Origin of the sequence: Pseudovibrio sp. W64 (assembly GCF_001623145.1) — a bacterium.
GTDB lineage: Bacteria > Pseudomonadota > Alphaproteobacteria > Rhizobiales > Stappiaceae > Pseudovibrio.
This window is the reverse complement of the sequence record NZ_LMCI01000006.1, coordinates 39,921-60,023: the sequence shown is the minus strand read 5'-3', so window position 1 is coordinate 60,023 and position 20,103 is coordinate 39,921. Positions and strand designations below refer to the sequence as shown.

Here is a 20,103-nt window from a genome sequence, read left to right as displayed (position 1 = left end):
TGGGGCGCTTTTGTCCCAGCATCTTTAGTGGAGCGAATTCTTATCGTTTGATTGAATCCAATCCAACGGAACACGCTCTGAATTATTTCATTGGGAGGAAATAGTTATGTTTACAAGACGTACTCTGATTGGCGCATTGGCCTCTGCAACATTGCTTGCAACCAGCTCGCTTTCATTCGCAGCGGATAAGGTTTACATCCCGCTGATCTCCAAGGGTTTCCAGCACCAGTTCTGGCAAGCTGTGAAGGCAGGTGCCGACAATGCAGCCGCTGAGCTGAACGTGGAAATCACCTTTGAAGGTCCGGACAGCGAAGCCATGGTGGATCGCCAGATCGACATGCTGGCCGCAGCGCTGGCGAAAAACCCGGCAGCAATCGGCTTTGCCGCGCTGGACAGTCAGGCTGCTATTCCACTGCTGCGTCAGGCACAGTCTGCTGGCATTCCGATCATCGCCTTCGACAGCGGCGTGGAAAGCGAAATTCCGGTGGCGCTGGCCGCAACTGACAACGTTGCAGCAGCAAGCCTTGCAGCTGACAAAATGGCAGAGCTGATCGGCAAGAGCGGTAAAGTGGCCGTGGTTGCGCACGACCAGACCAGCCGCACCGGCATCGACCGCCGCGATGGCTTCCTCAACCAGATGAAGAACTATCCGGAGATTGAAGTTGTCACCGTTCAGTATGGCGGCGGCGACCAGCTCAAATCCACCGAGCTGACCAAAGCGATCCTGACCGCTAACCCAGACATCAAAGGCATCTTCGGCACCAACGAAGGGTCTGCCATCGGTGTAGCCAACGGTGTTCGCGAAATGGGCAGCAAAGATGTTGTGATCATCGGATACGATTCTGGCCGCGCCCAGAAAGATGCTGTCCGCAGCGGCCTGATGGCAGGTGCGATCACCCAGAACCCGGTTGGCATCGGTTATGAAACCGTCAAAGCAGCCGTTATGGCCTCACAAGGCAAAGACGTCCCATCCAACATCGACACCGGCTTCTACTACTACGATGCCTCCAACATGGACTCCCCAGAAATCGCCGCCGTCCTCTACGACTAAGCATCTCCGGGCTACCTGACAAGAAAACCCAAAGGCCTCTCATTTGAGAGGCCTTTTTTGATCCTAACTCCTGGCAGCTGAAATTAACTTCCTCAGATCCTGCCCAAGCTCTAACCAGGGTTTTGCCTTTGCGGTGGGGCGGCTCCATTTTTGCTCGAACTGACGTATCAGGTGGGCGGCGTAGATGGAGGCGAGGATGTTGCCGACTGCAAGACCTGCGAGGATCCACCAGAGCCCGAGCTTTGAACCTATGAAGAGCAACGGGAAGACCAGCACGAAGGTGCGCACCAGCATAATCTTTAGTGCAATGCGCGGCATCTGCAGGCCGTTGAAGATGGCGACGGTGACTGCGACAAGACCTTGAAATGCGTAGGAGACTGCGACGATCTTGAAGTAGATGCTCACGAAATTGATGACTGCTGGATCATCAGAGAAAATGGTCGCGATGGAAGGGCCAAGCAGAGCGAGGACGGCGAACAGAAGGATGCCGAGATAAAACGAGGCTTTGCCTGCAAAGATGATCGCCTGGTCGATACGTTCATGTTCCTTCGCCCCAAAGTTCTGCGCAATAAACGGTGTAACGGCCATGGAAACGGCGAAGATGCCGATCAGGGCGAGGGATTCAATTCGCCCAACAATCCCAAAGGCGGCAACAGCCTGCGACCCATAATCAGCCAGCAGAAAGGTTGTGAAAATGCCGGTGGTTGGCACAAGCATCTGCATGGAGATTGTTGAAAGGGAGAACTTCAGAATTTCCGCAAGGCCAGACAGCGCGCCGTCAAGTTTGCTCAAGCCAATCAGGTTTTGCCGGGTGAGGATGAACATCACACCCAGAAAAATAAAGCCAAAGGACAGCACGGTAGCCCAGGCCGCCCCTGCCAGACCCAGCTCAGGAAACGGGCCAATACCAAAGATGAGCAGGTAGTCAAAGACCAGATTGATCACACCGGCAATGCCAAAAACCACTTCCGTTTGCTTGGTGATGCCAACAGCCCGCGCTGCGCCGCTGCCAACAATGCCAAGCATCAGCAGTGGGAGGCCCAGATAGAGCGTGCCCATGTAAGCATCGAGCAAAGGAAGGATGTCCTTTGAAGCACCAAGCGCGGAAAATGTCGGGCCAATAAACGCGCGCCCGGCCAAGCTGAGAGAGACGGCGACAAGGACCACGAGTGCCAGAGACACCATGGTCAGCATTTTGGCCTTCTGGCGTTCACCGGAACCCACCGCCCTGGCGATGACCGCGGAAACGCCAACTGAAAACCCCATGAACACTGCGGCAAACAGAAAGAAGGCACTGGAAGAGAACGCCAGAGCCGCCAGTTCATTGGACCCCAGCTTGCCGACAAAATAGCTGTCGACGATCTGGAACAGGAAGGTGGAAAGCATGCCAATGCTGATGGGGGCTGCCATGCGCAAAAGCATTGTGTTGACGGGTACTTCCATCATGGGGTTGGACTGCGTGTTCATGGGTTCTCTCAGTGGCTTGGGATGGCATGCAAGGTCGGGTCAGACGCCCCCGGGCGGAGAAACTGTCACCACCCGGGGTGCTTCGGCCCATATGTCGTTATTGGGGGGCCATCAGGCAGCAACAGGGACTTTTGGGGATGTCCCTTGTGCTGCGTGAACTTGTTGAACAGCGGGATCAGCGGCCAGTTTGCGCACCAGAGCGTCGATGTTCTTGTATTCAGATGTTGGCTTTTCAAACCCATAGGCCCAGCTTGCCATGGCGTAGAGGAAGGCATCTGCAACGGATTTTGTCTCGCCAACCATCCAGTCCCGGCCTTCAAGATGCTGGTCAATCTGCGTCAGAGCTTTGTCGACCAGCTGCTTTGCAGCGGCTTTCACGTCGTCATAGCCATTTGCATCTGTGGTAAAGCGCATTGGCATGAACACTGGCCAGAAATACGGGTGCAGCGTGCCGGAAAGGTAGGCAAGCCAACGGTGCAGATGCACTCTGTCTGCAGTGCCTGCGGCTGGTCCAATGTTCGCTTGCGGGTTCTGATCCACCAGATGCAGGAGGATTGCCATGCCTTCTGGTAGAGTAAGGTCACCATCCACCAGTGTTGGCACAACACCAGACGGGTTTAGTTTGAGATACTCTTCTGACTTCATGGTCGGGAAATCGACGTGCTCGACTTCATAAGGCTTGCCGATCCATTCAAGAGCGATGTGCATGGCGGTGGCGCAAGTGCCAGGGGCTGAATAGAGTTTCATAGGATCTCTCGCTTTAACTATGGGTTTGATTGGGTTGGAAGGGGAGCTTCTGCTCCCCAATACTGCCGGTCACCAGGTCTGGTCAGGATCCACCTTGAACAGGTGCTCCATGAAGACGCGGGTGACAGCTTGCAGCTTGTCGGTGCGGGCATGGTCGCGCTGCAGCTCAGCAGGAACAACGTTCCAGGTGATTGGCTCAACGCCGGCTTCAATCATGCGTCGCATGCCGTTTTCGTGGCTGAGCTGGGTGATGGAACCGACGGCGTCTTCTGGCACATACACATCATAGCCAGCTGCTTCCGCTTCAATTGCAGGATAGGCGAGGCAGACATCCGTCCAGAGACCGCCCATGATGAGCTTCTTGCGTCCGGTTGCTTTCACCGCTTCAACAAACTCTGGCTCTTCCCAGGCGTTAACGCTTGTGCGGTCAATGAAAACGGCATTTGGAGCAAGCTTCTGCAGCTCTTCAATCATCGGGTCATACCCGTTCAACCCCACGGCAACGTGGCTGAAGATGATCGGGATATCGTAGATGACGGCGGTTTTGATGAGGCCGGTTGTGTTGTTGATCAGCGTATCATGATCAATGTTCTTAACCCCTGCCAGGATTGGTGGCTGGTAGTCGATGAGGATGAGTGCAGAGTTTGAGGGGGACAGAAATGGATCTTCATCCGCTGCCCGAACCGGAGTGCCCTGATACCCTTCCGGGTAAGACGCGACACCGTTGACGGTCTTAATCTTCGGTGCGTCGGCAAGGGCAGGCAAACTGGTTGAAAAGAGCGCGATCCCTACCGCTGCGATCACTGGCTTCAATGCTGAGAACATCTGGTGTTCCTCGTGGTTTGAGTTGTTCTTGTGTGATGAACTTGCTGTAGGGGAAAATTAGGCGGGAATTTATTGTTGCACAATCTGCACTAAATGCGTTTTACTGTTTCCTATATGAGTTAATGTGATGAGGCAGATATGGCTGATCTGAATGCAATCGCAGCCTTTGTAGCTGTCGCGGATGCGGGTACATTTTCCGGCGGGGCAGAGGTCATTGGCATCCCCAAAGGCAGCATTAGTCGCAAGATCAGTATTCTTGAGGAAAGTCTCGGTGTGCGCTTGTTTCACCGGACAACGCGCAAAGTCACCCTTACGGACATCGGGCGATCCTTTTATGAGCGGTGCAAGCGCGGCGTGGATGAGCTTTCCGCAGCAACCCAGCTGGTGGATGAGAGCACGGCAACGCCCTCAGGCATCTTGCGCATCGCGGCCCCGGCTGCATTTGGGGAGGGAGCCTTTGGTGATGTGGTGGCGACGTATCTTGCCCGCTATCCCAAAACCAGAGTGGAGTTGTTGCTGAGCGATGAATATGTAGACCTGATCGAGGAGCGGATTGATCTGGCGCTGCGCTTCGGCGAGTTGCAGGATTCATCGTTGATAGCCCGCAAGCTTTCCTCCACCCACCGCATTCTCTGTGCCAGTCCAAAGCTTCTGGAGGTTTTAGGAGAGCCGAAAAAACTGGAGGATCTGGCAGAGTTTCCTTCCATTGTTCACGGAGCCACATTGGGGCAGACCACATGGCGCATGGTGAACAGCAAAGGCACAGAGTTTTTTGCACGGCATAAACCAAGGTTGGCTGCCCAAAGCATCTCCATGGCATCCAGCGCTGCCGCTTTGGGAATTGGCGTCGCCCTACTTCCGGAAAGAGCAGCCGAGGAGGCTCTGCAAACTGGAGCGTTGACACACATCCTGAGAGGCTACACCACCCCAACACAAGGCCTTTACGCCATCTACCCCAGCAGCAAACAACTCTCCCTCAACGTCCGCACCTTCATGGACCTCCTAAGCACCTCCGACCTGCTGGCGAAGTAGGGGAGGTTTTGCAAAGGCTCATGTTCTCTACGTCTTCGCCTTGCGGAATACTGCGGGGGTGGCGCCGGTCCAGCGCTTGAAGGCGACGGAGAAGGCGGCTTGGTCGGCGAAGTCGAGCAGGAAGGCGACCTGTGCGATGCTGTCTGTTCCCACCAGCAAGCGTTTTGCCAGATCGCAACGGGCAGACTCCACCAGAGACTTAAAGTTTGTTCCTTCCTCGGAGAGTTTACGCGTCAGGGTCCGGCGGGTCATGCAGAGTTCTTTGGCAACCTCATCGCCGCTCGGCAGGCTGCCGGGTAAGCGGGAGCGCACCAGTTTGATGACTTTGGCAGACAGGCCGGTTCGGTTTTGCGGCAGCTGGCTCAGTCGTTCCTCTCCATGTTTGAGCAAATGCTCTCGCAAAGCTGTGTCGGAAGTCGCGATCTGAAACTCGAACCCACCAGTGGGCAACCTCACGCCGTTGATTGATTGAACGCCTGTAACCTCGCAGTCTGCCAACTCAGAAAGACGCGCGCAGTGCTCTGTGTCCTCACATTCCAACATGACGGACATCTTTCCAAAGCCATCACCTGCAATTTGCTCTGTGCGCTTGAGCAAGCCAAACACCAGGAACTCGCGATGTCTTGGGAATTGATGCGCGCTGAGAATGTCACTGCTCAGGCAAATGGTGGGCTCAGCTTCACTGCCATCCAGATCAAAGCGAAGATCCGGGTCTTCCAATGCGTAGTATTTTTGCGCGAAGCGAAACACTTGTCCGATGTTGTCACTGGCCTGAGCCAAATACGCCAGTAGTGTCTTCGCTCCCGGTGATGCGAGGCCAGCACGAGCCGCGAAGGTTGGGTCCTCCAAAGCCTCGCAGGCTGTTTCCAGCGCGGCGGCTTCTCGTTGCAGATCTATTCTTGCTGTTGCGTTGCTCAGCTCTTCCACTGAAACACCGACAGCCTCCAGGATCTTGTCAAAGCCGAGAGCCGCGTTTGGCTCCCGCCCATATACTTGCGCTGCATGGCGCAATCGGTAGGCGCTTATGCGTGTCATGCTGACTTCCACTCTGTCTGAGAGGGGCGCCTCAACATTCTTTTGCGTCGATTAGCCTCTCAAATGTCCAGAAATCAAAAATCGATGGCCAGAACTCTAAAGAACGTCCTTTGCTCATACGTTAATTTACGAACATCAACAAACGGTGCTGCCTAGGACGGTAGCTTTCTAATCAAAGCAAAGGACATTCACCGTGAAGTCGATCATCCTTTCAAGCGTCATGGTAGTTGGCGCATTAACCACCGAAGCCTCAGCGGCAGGTGGTGAACCACGCTGGTGGGTTCCACCAGGAGAATCTGACAGTTACTCCATTGTCAGTATTGTTGTTTTCTTTCTGGCCTTTCTTTTGATTGTGCATCTTTATTCCCGCTTTGACCGCTATGCGGAACACAAGGCAAAGGGAACACCGCTTCGCACAACAGTGCCAGTGATGCTGACTGTAGCCCTTGCCTATGAAGTTATGCCGGCCCTGTCTCATTTCAGCATCTTGCTTCCGGCCTCCCTGATCCTTACAGCGATCGCTCGCGATTTTATGCTGTGGTGGACTCCTAAAATGCAGGAGGCAAACAAATGATTGAGCTTCTTGTCACCTCTTTTCCTTTCGTGCTGCGGGTATGGTACCTGCGCTGGAAGGGCATGCCGATTACTCTCTACAACGTGCATTATGCCTTGGTTTTATGGGTGTTTATGGCTCTCGCCGTCTTCTTTGCGGTGTTCTATTACTACCCGAAGTCGTTTACAGGCATCGTTCCTTTTAAGACCGTTCCGGTTGTTGCCGAAAACGGTGGAACAGTCACAGAAGTCTTCGTCACTGGTGGCGACCGTGTCAAAGTTGGCGACCCGCTGTTCAGCACAGAAAGTGCAATGGAAAAGGCCAAAGTTGATCATGCAAACCGCAAGATTGACGAAATCAAAAGCGCTATCAAAACCGCACATCTGGAAGTGGAAACTGCAGATGCAGCGCTGGATGCAGCCAAAACAGGTCTGAATCAGGCTGAGATGACGTTGGCGGACCACGAAGAGCTTAAGATGAAAAACTCTGCAGCCTTCCAGCGAGCCCGATTGGAACGTGCGATTTCGCAGCGAGACACCAGTGTGGCAGATGTGAAAGCAGCGAAAGCAAAACTGGAAGCTGCAAAAGTGCAAGCGCACTCTACTCTTCCATCACAACTGGCAAGTGCCCAGTCCACACTTGAGCAGGCTGAAATAGAACTGAAAAAGACACGGGTTTACAGTCTGGTTGATGGTGTTGTTGAGCAAGTGACCCTGCATGTTGGAGCCCGAGCAGCACAGGCAGCAATGGCTCCGGCCATGGTGATCATCCCGGACCGAACCCAAAAGGAAGGTTCTCGTGTGGTTGCTGGTTTCTCTCAGGTTTCCCGCACTGAACTTTACGAAGGCATGGCAGCTGAGATCGCCTGTGAAAGTAACTTTAACATTGCGATGTTCCACACGGTTCTACCAGCACGGATCTCTCGCATTCAAAAGTCAATCTCCTCCGGCCAGATGGCACCATCCGGCAAGTTGATGGAACCTGGAGAACGCGCCAAACGTGGTCAGGTCGTCGCTCACCTCGATCTGGTCTACCCGGAACACCAGAAGTATCTGGTCCCAGGCAGTGGATGTGTTGTGCAGACCTATACAACAGACCTGAAAGGCGACATGTCAGGCGGTGTAACGGCCCACGTAATCTCAGCCCTCGGCGTCATCAAAGCAGTAGGCCTTCGAGTGAAAGCATGGCTTGGCCTTGCAATCGGAATTGGCCTTGCAGGATCCGCTCACTAAGAGCGATCAGATTAGAAAACCCAAAGAAAACAGTTTTCTCCCGAAGACGGAAAGTAAACCGATCAAGAACTCAAGGATCCGGACTGGTTCCGCTCGGGAGTACCACCGAAGAGAGCAGCCTAACTGGCAATCTGAGCACCTCGTTCTCTTCAAAGCAACCCAGTGGTCAGAGCAGTAAGGACCAGCGGCGAGAACCCTGAAAGCCGAAGCAAAACCTTACGACCACCATTAAAAGAAGAAGAAAAATGTCTATCAAAGCCCTGACAATCGCAGCAGTTGCCCTCTCCGTTGGTTACACAGTGGATTATAACCCAAGACCTTCGCAGCCTGGCACCAAATCCATCTCACCAATCTCCTTCAAAATCGGTGAGGCAAATGCCCAGACAGCAGAGCGCAATGCAGCTCGCCGGACCGCCCGTCGCACATCCCGCCGTGTCAACCGTCGCCAAGACATCGCAGGCTGCACACCTTACAGCGCTTACTACAACTGCGGTGGCGTCTATTATCAAGCCATCGTCGAAAACGGTGCAACAGTTTATGTGGTTGTAAATCCATAAGGGAGACTACCGTCCCTCCCAGATGTCCCACCGTCCTGGCATCATGGGTGACCAACCACAAAAGGCCTCTCATCGCGAGAGGCCTTTTTTCTGTTTGAGGAGCTGGGGCCAGTGTTTGTCATATGTGATCGGTTCTCCCACATTCCTGCTTTGACACCTTGGAATTGCTGGTTTTAGTATGGTTGGAGTGATTGGGTTTATGGAGCTCTGGGATGGTGGATATGGGTGATCTTGCGGGGCTTTGGGAGAGGCTTGGGGGTGAGGAACTCCGGGGCATCTTTATTGGGCTCAATCGGGAGCAGGTTGAGGAGTTGGTTGCGGCGGCGGATGCGCGGCGAGTGGCAGGGCAATCTCTGAGTGCAATTGATGGGCAGCTTGTTGCGATCAAAGGGAATATTGCGCTGAAAGGGCGGGCAACGACGGCTGGATCTGCTGTTTATGCCACCGAGATTGAGGCTGAAAATGCAGCGGTGGTGCAGCAGGTGATTGAGGCTGGGGGCATTCCCATCGGGCCTGCCAACATGACCGAGTTTGCGTTTTCTGGTATCGGGCTCAACCCCCATTATGGCAATGCGCCCAACGGGTTGGATGCTGCGCTTATTCCGGGCGGCTCGTCCTCTGGCAGTGCAGCAGCAATTTCCAACGGCATTTGTGATCTGGCGATTGGCAGTGACACCTCCGGTTCTACGCGGGTTCCTGCTGCCTTTCAGGGCATTTGCGGGTATCGGGCGACCATGGAGCGCTATCCCATGGAAGGCGTTGTGCCGCTTGGAGCGAGCCTTGATGTGCTGGGGCCGATGGCGCGAACGGTTGACGGTATCTGCGCGCTTGATGCGGTGATGAGTGGTAAAACCTTGCCTGAAAACAAGGATGTAGAGGAACGGGCCTTCCGTCTTGTGGTGCCGGATCTGGAAGGGCTGGGCATCTCCGCTGAGATTATGGAGATGTTTGAGCATTGCATCGATACGCTTGTTGCCGCTGGCATCCATATCGTCCGCCGCGATTTGCGGCCAATTTTGAAGGCGCATCTGCTGTTTTCTGAGCATGGAACGCTGGTCAGCGTGGAAGCGCGGGAGCAGATCTCGCAGTTTGTGGACCTGAGCAAAGATCAGATCGACCCGCAGATCAAAGCCCGTCTGGAACATGCTCTGCCCATGACGCCGAAGAAACTGGCCTATCTCAGACGTCAGCGGGCGGTGCTTCAGTCAGAGGTGGAAGCGCAGCTGAAAGAGGACCTGGTCCTGATGCCGACGGTACCGGATGTGCCGCCTCTTATCTCAGAGGTAGAGGAAAGCATTGAGGCGTTCCAGAAAGCCAACGCGCAGGCTTTGCGGCTGACCATGATCACCGCCTTCCTGAACATGCCATCGCTCACCTTGCCGGTTGACCCCGGCAAGCCATCGCACAGCATTTCCATCTGCGGGGCTGCGGTCCATGATGAGCAGGTGTTGGCAGCAGGACGAGCCGTGGAGCATGTGCTGCGATAGCGCTCAATCTATGAACCTCCATGCTCAGGCAGGCTGCTTTCTCACCTGAGCATGGAGACCAACTCTATACCGTTGTTTTCTGGTGTGATGACTTCCAGACTTCTACGGGCTCTTCCGAGCCATCGGAGACTTCGTAGAAGCTCTCTTTTATCTGCCCATCAATGCTCAGCGTAATCAGGGCGAACCCGTTGCGAACCCGAGGCTCCTTATTTTTCAAGGGAGTATGCGAATAATAGTCGATGTGCGGTTTGTCCTCCAAACCAGAGGGAGCTCCATTCGGGATCGCAGCATTGCCAGAACATCTTACTTTCGCAAAACGCCCATCAGTGCCTTTCGCGGTGGGCAGTTGGTCACCGTAGGCGACACCTAAATGCACATGACCCCAGTACCAATAGTCTGGGGTGCCGCCCAGATCTGCAACAGCCTCATCCCATAGTGGCTCTCTTTTCAGGCCGTCGAAACTGATTGGATTATGATGGGTCAGGAGAATAACATCCCTACCGTTTTTATCCCCGACGACCTGCTGTATCCAGTCTCTTTGCACGCTTGATTTGCTACCGCCCAGAGTGCCGTCCATGAAGAGTGTTGAGGCGGACGAGTAGTAAGCGCTGTCGAGGCCCAGCATCATCCAGTCACCAAACTTCAGCGCAAAAAAGCTGGCTTTCTGCTGCTTGTTGAAAGGTGTGTTTGCAGAATCCAGAGCAACATTAAAATAACCGTTCGCGCCGTCATACATTTCGTGGTTGGAATTGAGCGTGAAGGATGTTCCGGCCATTTTTCCATCCGAAAAGCGATCCTCCGGCCACATCTTCACGAGGTTGTCGCTCTCTTGACTGGCTTCTGTGCCAGCGTAGTAAACGTCTCCCACATGGATGATGTAGTCGGGGTTATCAAGCGCAGCGCATTTGCTGATCGCGTCCATCACGGCTTTGGCTGGGCCGCCATCGCTGGTGTAATCACCGGTGCCCCAATCTCCAAGAATTGCAATGCTGATTTCGTTTTTAGAAGTCCCCGCCGCCAGGTCGATGATGCCCGCTGGTGTGGTGTTGAAGGGGGCTTTTTTACTCGGAAAGAGCTTGTAGTAAGCAACATAAGCGAGGCAGGTGGTCCATCCGACATCACCCATCTCATATTTACCGAAGCCCAAAATCGAACCGTCGGACGTGACATAGGTGCCCAGCTCGATTTGCTGCGTGATGGTGCTGTAGTCACCCCGCAGGGGCGCCTGCAACGGTCCACCCGCTTCCCACTCCAGAAATTCTTTAACAACGGCAAGGACATCCGCGTGTTCTTCGGGTGGGTTAAAGATCCAATAGAGGGCCAGACCGAACTCGACATTGCCTCCCTCAAGATCTGTTTGTGGTGGGGCGGATTTCAAAAGGCCTTTTTGGTTGAGCTCGCCAAACAGCATGCGCTCGCTGGCTTGCAAGGCTTGGTTCAGGCTGGGCCCTGCGACGGCTTTCGGCTTTGTATCCGTCGTTTTCAGATGTTGCAGTTGCTCTCTGATCTGGCTGATCTTGTTTTGCAGGTCGGCATTTGGCGTGTTCATATTGTCCCCCAACTGAAGCTGATAGGTGCAGCGATCCCACGTCGAAACCGCTGCACATGAGCATCATTCCCGCAGGCATTAGGCGACCTATGTATCGAGGTTGCAATACCTGCATTCTCACAGCTCATCTGCACTTCTGGGGGATGAAGACAGTCTGAGGTGTGGGTTGGGTGCTCAGCTCGTTGCCTCTGTGAAGAAGATGAGTTTGTTGTGGTCGAGATCTCTCACATAGGCTGAAATGAACGGGCCTCGTTGGTTAGGATCACCCTCATTGGTGCCACCCAGGTCGATGGCCAGTTTGTGGAGCCTCTTGACCTCATCGACAGTGTCGACGCCAAAGCCAACCATTGCACCATTTCCATGTGTTGCGGGCTTTCCATCAATGGGCAGAGCCGTCGCAAAGGCGAAATTCTCATTTTGCCAGTAGGTCAGCCTTTCATTGGCCGCAACTTGCTTCGGTCCGCCTTGCTCGAAGAGTGAGTCATAGAACTTGGCAGAGGCTTCTCTGTTGTTCGTTCCGACAGTGAAATAGCCAATTTTCATCGTGTGATCTCCATGTGTTGAACTCGGGTCACCTCGGTTGTATTGACAAATAGGACATTTAATGTCCTATTTTTTTTATGGCGCGCACAAATTCAAATGGCAGATTAAGACGGATGGAATTGCTGGCTGTTCAGCTGAAGCAGGAAGAGCTTTGCACAGTCAAAGACCTGGCCCTTCAGCATGATGTCAGCGAACGCACGATCACTCGGGACCTTCAGCTGATGCGCGAGCAGGGCTTGCCCATTGATGCGGATCGTGGTCGCGGTGGAGGTGTCCGCCTTGATCGCAACTGGGGCGTCGGGCGCATGAATCTGGCGTATCCGGAAGCGGTCGATCTGCTGATCAGCATCGCAGTTTCTGAACAAATGGATTCGCCCATGTTTCTGGCAAGCCTCGGTTCGGTCAGACGGCAACTGGTAGCGTCGTTCTCGCCGGAAAAGCGGCATAAGGTAAACCGCCTGAAATCCCGCATCCTGATCGGGTCGACAGCCTCCACCTATGTGCAGCGGACGATCAATGCGCCTCCCAAAGATGTCGTGCAGGCACTGCATCAGGCCTTCATCGATCAGGTGACGCTCACGATCGGATATAAGCGAGAGGATGGTGCATCCTCTGAACGGCGGATCGAACCGCATTACCTCATGTTAAATTATCCGGTTTGGTACGTGATCGCATTTGATCATCTGCGCAATGCGCCGCGCACATTTCGGTGCGATCGAATTCTGACGGCGGACATGACGGGGGACCATTTCCGGCTGTTGCCGAAGGAAGAGTTTCAGGAGACTTTAGACAAAAACGGCCTTCTGATATGATTGCACCACCAACACTCATATGAACGCACCCAAAACGCAAGTAACGCAGATTTCACGTAAAAAACGCAAAATCGCGCAAGCTGTTCGTTCTGTCATGCATTCATGAGAAAATTTCCGCCTCAGATCAGCGGTAAGCTGATCCCCCTACTTGAAACACCTCACATACTCGATAAAATCTCTCAGCAATTTTAAGTATTTGTCGTTCCAGAGGATGATCCATGAAACTATTACACTCATGCGTGGCTGCTGCAGCTCTTGTCGCGTTTTCGTTTAGCGCTCAGGCGGAAACCCGCGTCACTTATAAATCAGCGAAAACCTCATCCTCTTATTACCAGATGGCAGTACAGATTGCGGAAGCAATGAAGGAAGCCTCAAACGGGGATATCATTGTTACCGTTGAAGAAAGTCAGGGTTCTGTTCAAAACGTAATGGAAGCTGCGGTGCGTTCGGGCAACTACGTTTTCACCACGCCGCCGGTACTGGTGAAGCTTGCCAAGGGCGGCAAGGCGATGTTCGAAAAACGGGCAAATCCCAAGTTTGGTGAAATCCGTGCACTGTTCCCGATCCCGTCTTTGACCATGCACTTTGTTGTTGGTGAAGACAGCGGTATTGAGAGCTTTGCGGACATGAAGGGTAAGAAAATCCTCATCGGCAAAGGCTCCTTTGGTGCGCGTGAAGGTGCTAAGTACCTGAAACTATTTGGCCTTGAAGGTGAAGTAGAGCTGGCAGATGTAGAACTTTCCAACGCTGTGCCTGCGCTGAAGAACGGCCAGATTGATGGTTTCGTGACCGCAGGTTCCTACCCGGCGCCAAACGTGATTGAGGCTGCTGCTGGGACAGGTGTTGATGTTCTGTCTCTTTCTGATGACCAGATCGCTCAGACCAAGCGCACCAAACTGGTGATCCCGGCTGGCACTTACGCTGGTCAAGACGCTGACATCACAACAACTTCTCTGCCAGTTGTGGCTTACACAACAACGCAGATGGATGATGCAACCGCGTATGCGCTGACCAAAAGCTTCTGGGACCAGAAGGAAAAAATGGGCAAGGGCGCAGCATGGTGGAACGGCGTGGACAAGGATCTGCTCGGCAACATCAGCGGCAAAATCCATCCGGGTGCACTGAAGTTTTATGATGAAGTCGGGTACACAATCACCGACGCGCAGCGCTAAGCGCATTCATCTTATCAAAAATTCAGGCCCGGAGTATATTCTTCGGGCCTTACTCATTCTGGGTTATTTCGTTGAATAGAATTCACCGTTCCGTCTGGCTGGTGCTCGGTCTGGCCACCGTGCTGGTTCATCTGGGTCTGATCTTTTCCGGTCTGGTTCCCAATCTGGTCAGCCGTCCTTTGCACATGGCGCTGGCCTTGCCTTGGGCGCTCATCCTGATGGCACGTAATCCCCTTGAAAAGGTGACGGGTTATGTGCTCACAGCCTTTGGTGTTTTTGCGGCTGGTTGGATTGCATGGAACCACTCGGACCTGTCGGATCAATACGGCTATCTTATTGATGAATTTCAGCTTTATCTTGCGTTTGGGTTGCTGATCACGGTGCTGGAAATGGCGCGTCGAGCCATTGGCTGGCCGCTGCCGCTGGTGGCTTTGATCGCGCTGGCCTATGGCATGTTTGGGCAACATATCCCCGGTGAGTTCGGCTATGCAGGTGTTCCGCTGGAAAGTTTTCTCGGCACCATGACCATTGCTGAAGGGGGATTATGGGGCAAGCTGACGGGAGTATCTGTTGGTGTTGTCGCAATCTTCGTGATCTTCGGCGCGTTTTTGAATGCCGGAGAAGCAGGCGCTGGTTTCATGAATGTGGCCGCTGCCGCAGCTGGCAAACTGAAAGGCGGAACGGCGAAAGTCTCAGTGATTTCATCGGCTTTGTTCGGCTCCATCTCCGGTTCGGCTTCTGCAAACGTGGCGTCTACCGGCGCGATTACGCTGCCGGCCATGACCAAACTGGGTTACCCGCGTGCACTTGCCGCCGCCGTGGAAGCTGTCGCCTCCTCAGGGGGACAAATCATGCCACCACTGATGGGAGCGGGCGCTTTTGTCATGGTGGAACTGACTGGCGTGCCCTACACCGGCATCATGGCAGCTGCGATTTTGCCCGCATTTCTGTACTTCTTCGCGGTCTGGATGGGTATCAATGCCTTTGCCCGGCGCTATGAGCTGAAGGGATTGGCGGCGGAAGACCAGCCGGATACCCGCTCGGTTATCATCACCTCGCTGTTTTTCCTCGTGCCGTTCACGGTGCTGCTCTGGGCTATGTTCGTGCTGGGTTATACCCCTCAGTATGCCGCCTGTCTGGCGATTATGGCTGCGGTTGTGCTGCTGCTGATCGACAAGAACTTCAAGGTAGACCTGCGGAAAATCGGTGGGCGCTTCGAGCAGGCGCTGATGAACTCCGGCAAGCAAGTGGCGATGATCGCGTCAATTATCCTCTGTGCGTCCATCATCATCGGTACCTTGGGGGTGACTGGCCTTGGGGTGAAGATTACCTCACTTATCCTCTCAGGCTCCGGCGGCATGTTGTGGCCAGCGCTGCTGTTGACAGCATTGGCTTGCATGGTGTTAGGCATGGAAGTGCCAACAACTGCGGCCTATGTCATCTGCGTTTCTGTTGCTGGTCCTGCGCTCATTGATATCGGGCTGGAGCCGCTTCAGGCACACCTGTTCGTGTTCTGGTTTGCGCTGCTCTCCACCATTACTCCCCCTGTGTGCGGAGCGGTGTTTATCGCTGCGGGCATGGTCAATGAGAACTGGTTGAAGGTCGCGTTGTTCGCTATGGCGCTGGGGATTGGGCTATACCTTATCCCGTTGGGAATGATAGCAAATCCGACGCTGATCACGCTTGTGAGTTCGCCAGTCTGGTCAATGCTGGCAACGGTGAAGGTGGGCCTTGCGCTCTCTGCAATTTCCTATGGTGTTATCGCACCGTTCTCACCACTTATCCGCGGTGGCCTGATCGCAGGTGGTGGCGTTTTGCTCTTCATCTGAGTGCATAAAAAAACAGGCGCTGCTCTGGGTGAACAGCGCCTGCAAGTGTGATCTAACCCGTTGTCTACTCGGGAGACTAGGCAAACTGGGTTAGATTTGTGAGGTCAAGAACCTCATCGAACACCTGTGGAGCAGCGCCCAAAACAGGATACGGGGCACTTGGGTTCTCAGCCATCGGAAATGGGAGAATTTTCCCGCCAGCTTCAGTGATAAGGCAGTATGCAGCCATGCAGTCCCAGGCAGACATGCGCGGCTCAACGTAGCCAACCAAGCGCCCCGCAGCGACCCATGCCAACATCAATGCACCGGAGCCATAACGAGTGTAGCTCACGCCTGCGGACATCAGGTCTTCGAACATTTTACCGACCTGCGCAGGAGCAACGCGATCATTCGCGCCAACGCCCAGCATGCCGGTCTGCAGGTTAAATCGATCAGTCACCCGAACTGGGGAACCGTTGAGAGTGGTGCCTTTGCCGCGCAGGGCCGCAAAGCGCTCCTTGAGGACCGGAACATCAATGATGCCGATGGCAGCACCGTCTTTGTCGGTCACGGCGATGCACACGCACCACCCCGGTAAGCCATTGAGAAAAGGGGCAGTTCCGTCAATCGGGTCGATGACCCAGGTGTAGCCGGTCGTCCCTTCCACAAAGCCAAATTCCTCTCCAAGCAACGCATCCTTTGGGAAGTGCTTGGCGATCAAACTGCGGATTTTCTGCTCTACAGCTTTGTCAGCTTCAGAAACGACATCCTGCGGATGCCGTTTTGTGTCGATGTTCAGATCATCGCGATTGGCGAAGTGCTCAAGGGCGAGAGCCGCTGCTTCATCCGCCATTTTTTGGGACGCGTTGAAGCGTTGCTCTAACTCGGCAGCTTGGTCCAGAACTGTTTCAGTGGTCATTTTTTACCGCCAATCAGTGCAAGACCGCGTGCATCAAAGTCGATGCCAACAGAGGTGCCGTTTTCCAGCAATTCGTCTGTGTGGTTGTCGATGACAAACAGCAGACCAAGGTCGCTCATAACTTCGTACTGGAAATGATCACCCAGATAAGCCGCGGATTTGATCTTGCCGGTTGGACCGCCATTGACCTCTCTGCTGAGCTTGATGGAGTTCGCACGAGCGGCCAGTTTGCCCTTGCCAATGCTGTGGTTACGGCTGCGCAAGTCAAAGCCTTTGCCGCCAATTTGAACGTTTGCGGTCTCTGCATTTACGTCGCTGATGTCACAGTCGAGGATGTTTGCTTCGCCGATGAAGTCCGCGATGAACTCGGAAGCCGGGCTCTCATAAAGCTCATAGGGCGTGCCATCCTGCTCAATGAGGCCATCACGCATCACAACAATGCGGTCGGAAACTGCGAGCGCTTCCTCCTGATCGTGGGTGACGTAAACTGCAGTGAAATCAAGTCGTTGCTGGATTTCACGGATTTCAGTACGCACCAAACGGCGCAAGCGGGCGTCGAGGTTGGAGAGCGGCTCGTCAAGCAGCAGAACCTGCGGCTCCAGAACCAACGCACGAGCAACAGCCACACGCTGCTGCTGACCACCGGACAGCTCGGAGGGAAGACGCGGTGCTTTTTCGCGCAGGCCGACAAGGTCGAGACCTTTCAGAGCCAGATCTTCCGCATCTTTGAAGCCACTGGATTCCAAGCCGTATTTCACGTTCTCAAGCACGCTCATGTGCGGGAACAGGGCATAAGACTGGAACACCATGGACACGTCACGCTCGTTCGGTGGAAGACGGGTGACATCATCTCCACCAATCATGATGCGGCCAGATGTTGGGGTCTCCAACCCTGCGATCATACGCAGGGTTGTTGTCTTGCCACACCCGGATGGCCCCAGCAGGGTAACCAGCTGACCCGGCTCAATCGTAAGATTGAGGTTCGGGATTGCGGTAAAGTCGCCGTAGTTTTTGCCGACATTTTCGAAGCGGACCTGACCAAATTTGGAATGTGTCATGCTGCGACTTCCTTCAGTTTACCCTGAGCAGGAGATTTTTGAGTGTTTTCCGGACGACGGAGTTTTCTTTCACCAACCAGCAGCTGGAAGATGAGAATGATGGTGACCATCACGAAGATGAGAACGGAGCTGTAGGCAATCGCCACGCCGTATTCGCCGTTCTCAACCAGACCGACCACATAGGCCGTCGCCATGTTGTATTTCGCGCTCACAAGGAAGATGACCGCAGAGATGGACGTGATCGCACGCACGAAGCTGTAGACCAGTGCCGCCTGAATGGCCGGACGCAGCAGCGGCAGGATCACTTTTTTCAGTGTACGCGCGCTGTTTGCACCCAGTGTCAGGGAGGCTTCATCCAGGTTCTTATCCAGCTGAGACATCGCTGCCACGCCGCCGCGCACACCCACTGGCATGTTGCGGAACACGAAGCAGAAAATCAGGATCAGAGCGGTCCCCGTCATCTGCAATGGTGGCAGGTTGAACGCCAGAATGTAGCTGATACCGATCACTGTGCCCGGAATTGCGAAGCTCATCATCAGGCCGAATTCAAAGGCGGATTTGCCCGGGAAGTCCTGACGAACGATGAGCCATGCGGACAGGATGCCAACCGCTGCCGTCAATGGGGCTGCGGCTAGAGCGATCCACATTGTGGTCCAGAAGCTGTTCCACGCAACGCCGGTAAAGGCAAAGCCGTTCTCAAATGAGATGGAGAACGCGGTGATGTAGTGCGCCAGCGTGACACTGTGGTCCAGACCCCAGACTTTCACGAAGCCACCGAACAGGATTAAGCCGTAAACAGCAACGGTGAACAAGCTCCAGAGGGCAACAATAGTGCCGACCGGGATTGCAATACGCCGTGGCAGTTTTGAGTAACGGCCACCATCACCCTTACCGGTAACGGTTGCGAAGTTCCGCTTGCCAAGCCACATACGCTGCGCAAAGAAGGCAGAGAGTGTGAAGCCGAGAAGGATCATTGCAAGAACGGCTGCACGGGATGGATCACTTTGAGCACCAACAACCGCGAAGAAGATCTCTGTTGAGAGCACGCCGCCGTTGCCACCCAGAACCATCGGGTTGCCGAAGTCAGCCATGGACTCGATGAAGCCGATCAGAAAGGCGTTTGCCAGACCCGGCGCCATCAAAGGCAATGACACTTTACGGAAGGTTCTCCAGCGGCCAGAGCGCATGGTCTGACTTGCTTCTTCCAGTGATGGGCTGATGCCTTCAACAACGCCAACCAGCACGAGGAAGGAGATTGGTGTGAAGCTGAGCATCTGTGCAATCCAGATCCCCGGAAGACCATAGATCCAGCGGCCCAGCTCAAGACCTGTTGCAGCTTCAATTGCCTCGGTGACAAAGCCTGTACGGCCCAGCATCAGGGTCAGAGAAAGACCAATCACGAAGGGAGGCGTGATGATTGGCAGGATGCTCAAGGTGCGCAGGCTTTTGCGGAATGGCATCTGCGTGCGGGTTACGATCAGCGCAAACGCAAGGCCCAGGAGGGTGGAGCCTGCCGCTGTTGCAATCGCGAGGAACATGGTGCGCCATGCAATGCCGCAACTTCCGCCAACCAGACAGTTCAGCTTCCAGATTTGCGGATCGGTGATGTTCCGCATGACACCTTCAGTGGTGAAGTTGCCGCGGAAATCCTGAAACGCGCCAGCGAACATGGACAGAATTGGGTAAAATACAAAGGTCGCTACAAGCAGGATCAAAAGCGAGACGGCGGTGAGGACAATTGCGTCGCCTTTGAGAGCGCCCTTTTCAGCCAGGCCAAATGAAATGAAGGTGGTGAATGTGAGTGCGAGCAACACGGCACCGGCGCCAAACGCGGGCTGACCATCGATACGGCCAAATGTTGCTTCCAGCAGGCTCCAGTTCCAGCCACGCAGGCCAATGGAGAGGCCTTCCAGCACCATCCAGAACAAGCCAAGAGCACCGATGATGGCAATCAGTTTGCCACGGTGGCCCGGCGCAGACTTCAGGCGCAGGTATCCGGCAGCACCAACAAGAGCAAACACGGGGAGCAGTTGCAGCTTTCCAAGGAAGAGCTGGAAAAAGCCCGGCCAATAACGCTCTTTGCTGAGAAGATCCAAGACCCATTCGCCGCCAAAAAAGCCGCTGCGAATGTGGAACCAAGGCAATATAAACAACCCAAGGACGCCGCATATAAGTGCGAGGTCCAGCCGACGATTTTCATTTGTCATTTGGAAAAACCAGATTTTTTGGGGAAACGGGGCGAGCGTTAACTCGCCC

18 protein-coding genes are annotated in these 20,103 nt (G+C 54.3%); 9 read left to right on the top strand and 9 right to left on the bottom strand.

What is annotated here, in order from left to right; all coding sequences use genetic code 11:
* Positions 1-106: 106 nt before the first annotated feature.
* Positions 107-1,051, top strand: coding sequence for an ABC transporter substrate-binding protein (locus PsW64_RS03680; RefSeq protein WP_063302725.1), 945 nt, complete (start codon positions 107-109; stop codon positions 1,049-1,051).
* 63 nt (positions 1,052-1,114) lie between these two features.
* Here the strand turns inward: PsW64_RS03680 and PsW64_RS03675 are convergent, their stop codons facing one another.
* From PsW64_RS03675 to PsW64_RS03665, 3 genes are all read right to left on the bottom strand, one after another.
* Positions 1,115-2,518 (bottom strand): MATE family efflux transporter, encoded by a 1,404-nt coding sequence (locus PsW64_RS03675; RefSeq protein WP_063302724.1) that lies wholly within the window; start codon positions 2,516-2,518, stop codon positions 1,115-1,117.
* A gap of 111 nt (positions 2,519-2,629) precedes the next feature.
* On the bottom strand, positions 2,630-3,265 hold the full coding sequence (locus tag PsW64_RS03670) for a glutathione S-transferase family protein (protein WP_063302723.1): 636 nt from the start codon (positions 3,263-3,265) through the stop codon (positions 2,630-2,632).
* Between the two features lie 69 nt (positions 3,266-3,334).
* Positions 3,335-4,090 (bottom strand): hydrolase, encoded by a 756-nt coding sequence (locus tag PsW64_RS03665; RefSeq protein ID WP_063302722.1) that lies wholly within the window; start codon positions 4,088-4,090, stop codon positions 3,335-3,337.
* Positions 4,091-4,228: 138 nt separating this feature from the next.
* Here PsW64_RS03665 and PsW64_RS03660 point away from each other — a divergent pair, with 138 nt between their 5' ends.
* Complete coding sequence (locus PsW64_RS03660) at positions 4,229-5,122, top strand: LysR family transcriptional regulator (RefSeq protein WP_063302721.1); 894 nt, start codon at positions 4,229-4,231, stop codon at positions 5,120-5,122.
* Positions 5,123-5,149: 27 nt separating this feature from the next.
* On the opposite strand, the gene PsW64_RS03655 is transcribed toward PsW64_RS03660, so the two are convergent.
* Positions 5,150-6,157 (bottom strand): helix-turn-helix domain-containing protein, encoded by a 1,008-nt coding sequence (locus tag PsW64_RS03655; protein ID WP_208980549.1) that lies wholly within the window; start codon positions 6,155-6,157, stop codon positions 5,150-5,152.
* Positions 6,158-6,350: 193 nt separating this feature from the next.
* Here PsW64_RS03655 and PsW64_RS03650 point away from each other — a divergent pair, with 193 nt between their 5' ends.
* The 4 genes from PsW64_RS03650 to PsW64_RS03635 all read left to right on the top strand — a co-directional run bounded on the left by PsW64_RS03650 (position 6,351) and on the right by PsW64_RS03635 (position 9,986).
* Positions 6,351-6,731 (top strand): hypothetical protein, encoded by a 381-nt coding sequence (locus tag PsW64_RS03650; protein WP_152986716.1) that lies wholly within the window; start codon positions 6,351-6,353, stop codon positions 6,729-6,731.
* Positions 6,728-7,942, top strand: coding sequence for an HlyD family secretion protein (locus PsW64_RS03645; protein WP_057463644.1), 1,215 nt, complete (start codon positions 6,728-6,730; stop codon positions 7,940-7,942). The genes PsW64_RS03650 and PsW64_RS03645 overlap by 4 nt, the downstream gene beginning before the upstream one ends.
* A gap of 245 nt (positions 7,943-8,187) precedes the next feature.
* The gene (locus tag PsW64_RS03640; protein WP_063302720.1) at positions 8,188-8,499 is read left to right on the top strand and encodes a hypothetical protein; all 312 of its coding nucleotides are present in this window, start codon (positions 8,188-8,190) and stop codon (positions 8,497-8,499) included.
* A gap of 221 nt (positions 8,500-8,720) precedes the next feature.
* Entirely contained in the window at positions 8,721-9,986 is a 1,266-nt protein-coding gene (locus tag PsW64_RS03635; protein WP_208980548.1) for an amidase family protein, read from the top strand.
* 64 nt (positions 9,987-10,050) lie between these two features.
* On the opposite strand, the gene PsW64_RS03630 is transcribed toward PsW64_RS03635, so the two are convergent.
* Both PsW64_RS03630 and PsW64_RS03625 read right to left on the bottom strand, forming a co-directional pair.
* A complete protein-coding gene (locus PsW64_RS03630) occupies positions 10,051-11,535 on the bottom strand; it encodes a metallophosphoesterase family protein (protein WP_063302719.1) in 1,485 nt (494 codons plus the stop codon).
* A 174-nt stretch (positions 11,536-11,709) separates the two neighbouring features.
* Entirely contained in the window at positions 11,710-12,078 is a 369-nt protein-coding gene (locus tag PsW64_RS03625; RefSeq protein WP_063302718.1) for a VOC family protein, read from the bottom strand.
* 113 nt (positions 12,079-12,191) lie between these two features.
* Between PsW64_RS03625 and PsW64_RS03620 the strand changes: the two genes are divergently transcribed.
* The 3 genes from PsW64_RS03620 (at position 12,192) to PsW64_RS03610 (ending at position 15,891) form a co-directional block, all read left to right on the top strand.
* A complete protein-coding gene (locus PsW64_RS03620; protein ID WP_057461520.1) occupies positions 12,192-12,890 on the top strand; it encodes a helix-turn-helix transcriptional regulator in 699 nt (232 codons plus the stop codon).
* Positions 12,891-13,108: 218 nt separating this feature from the next.
* On the top strand, positions 13,109-14,062 hold the full coding sequence (locus PsW64_RS03615; RefSeq protein WP_063302717.1) for a TAXI family TRAP transporter solute-binding subunit: 954 nt from the start codon (positions 13,109-13,111) through the stop codon (positions 14,060-14,062).
* Between the two features lie 71 nt (positions 14,063-14,133).
* Positions 14,134-15,891 carry a TRAP transporter permease gene (locus PsW64_RS03610; protein WP_063302716.1) on the top strand — a complete coding sequence of 586 codons (1,758 nt, stop codon included), beginning with the start codon at positions 14,134-14,136 and terminating at the stop codon, positions 15,889-15,891.
* A 76-nt stretch (positions 15,892-15,967) separates the two neighbouring features.
* Here PsW64_RS03610 and PsW64_RS03605 read toward each other — a convergent pair whose 3' ends face one another.
* From PsW64_RS03605 to PsW64_RS03595, 3 genes are read right to left on the bottom strand one after another with little or no spacing between them, the layout of a single operon-like run.
* Positions 15,968-16,789: an inositol monophosphatase family protein gene (locus PsW64_RS03605; protein WP_063302715.1), complete on the bottom strand. Its 822-nt coding sequence runs from the start codon at positions 16,787-16,789 to the stop codon at positions 15,968-15,970.
* Positions 16,786-17,847 carry an ABC transporter ATP-binding protein gene (locus tag PsW64_RS03600; protein ID WP_063302714.1) on the bottom strand — a complete coding sequence of 354 codons (1,062 nt, stop codon included), beginning with the start codon at positions 17,845-17,847 and terminating at the stop codon, positions 16,786-16,788. The genes PsW64_RS03605 and PsW64_RS03600 overlap by 4 nt, the downstream gene beginning before the upstream one ends.
* Positions 17,844-20,054 (bottom strand): ABC transporter permease, encoded by a 2,211-nt coding sequence (locus tag PsW64_RS03595; RefSeq protein WP_193757744.1) that lies wholly within the window; start codon positions 20,052-20,054, stop codon positions 17,844-17,846. The genes PsW64_RS03600 and PsW64_RS03595 overlap by 4 nt, the downstream gene beginning before the upstream one ends.
* Positions 20,055-20,103 lie beyond the last annotated feature (49 nt).

Bases quoted from the DNA above. Each gene is read 5' to 3' on its own strand.
- PsW64_RS03680 (WP_063302725.1), top strand. From the start codon at position 107: ATGTTTACAAGACGTACTCTGATTGGCGCATTGGCCTCTGCAACATTG.
- PsW64_RS03675 (WP_063302724.1), bottom strand. From the start codon at position 2,518: ATGAACACGCAGTCCAACCCCATGATGGAAGTACCCGTCAACACAATG.
- PsW64_RS03670 (WP_063302723.1), bottom strand. From the start codon at position 3,265: ATGAAACTCTATTCAGCCCCTGGCACTTGCGCCACCGCCATGCACATC.
- PsW64_RS03665 (WP_063302722.1), bottom strand. From the start codon at position 4,090: ATGTTCTCAGCATTGAAGCCAGTGATCGCAGCGGTAGGGATCGCGCTC.
- PsW64_RS03660 (WP_063302721.1), top strand. From the start codon at position 4,229: ATGGCTGATCTGAATGCAATCGCAGCCTTTGTAGCTGTCGCGGATGCG.
- PsW64_RS03655 (WP_208980549.1), bottom strand. From the start codon at position 6,157: ATGACACGCATAAGCGCCTACCGATTGCGCCATGCAGCGCAAGTATAT.
- PsW64_RS03645 (WP_057463644.1), top strand. From the start codon at position 6,728: ATGATTGAGCTTCTTGTCACCTCTTTTCCTTTCGTGCTGCGGGTATGG.
- PsW64_RS03640 (WP_063302720.1), top strand. From the start codon at position 8,188: ATGTCTATCAAAGCCCTGACAATCGCAGCAGTTGCCCTCTCCGTTGGT.
- PsW64_RS03635 (WP_208980548.1), top strand. From the start codon at position 8,721: ATGGGTGATCTTGCGGGGCTTTGGGAGAGGCTTGGGGGTGAGGAACTC.
- PsW64_RS03630 (WP_063302719.1), bottom strand. From the start codon at position 11,535: ATGAACACGCCAAATGCCGACCTGCAAAACAAGATCAGCCAGATCAGA.
- PsW64_RS03625 (WP_063302718.1), bottom strand. From the start codon at position 12,078: ATGAAAATTGGCTATTTCACTGTCGGAACGAACAACAGAGAAGCCTCT.
- PsW64_RS03620 (WP_057461520.1), top strand. From the start codon at position 12,192: ATGGAATTGCTGGCTGTTCAGCTGAAGCAGGAAGAGCTTTGCACAGTC.
- PsW64_RS03615 (WP_063302717.1), top strand. From the start codon at position 13,109: ATGAAACTATTACACTCATGCGTGGCTGCTGCAGCTCTTGTCGCGTTT.
- PsW64_RS03605 (WP_063302715.1), bottom strand. From the start codon at position 16,789: ATGACCACTGAAACAGTTCTGGACCAAGCTGCCGAGTTAGAGCAACGC.
- PsW64_RS03600 (WP_063302714.1), bottom strand. From the start codon at position 17,847: ATGACACATTCCAAATTTGGTCAGGTCCGCTTCGAAAATGTCGGCAAA.
- PsW64_RS03595 (WP_193757744.1), bottom strand. From the start codon at position 20,054: ATGACAAATGAAAATCGTCGGCTGGACCTCGCACTTATATGCGGCGTC.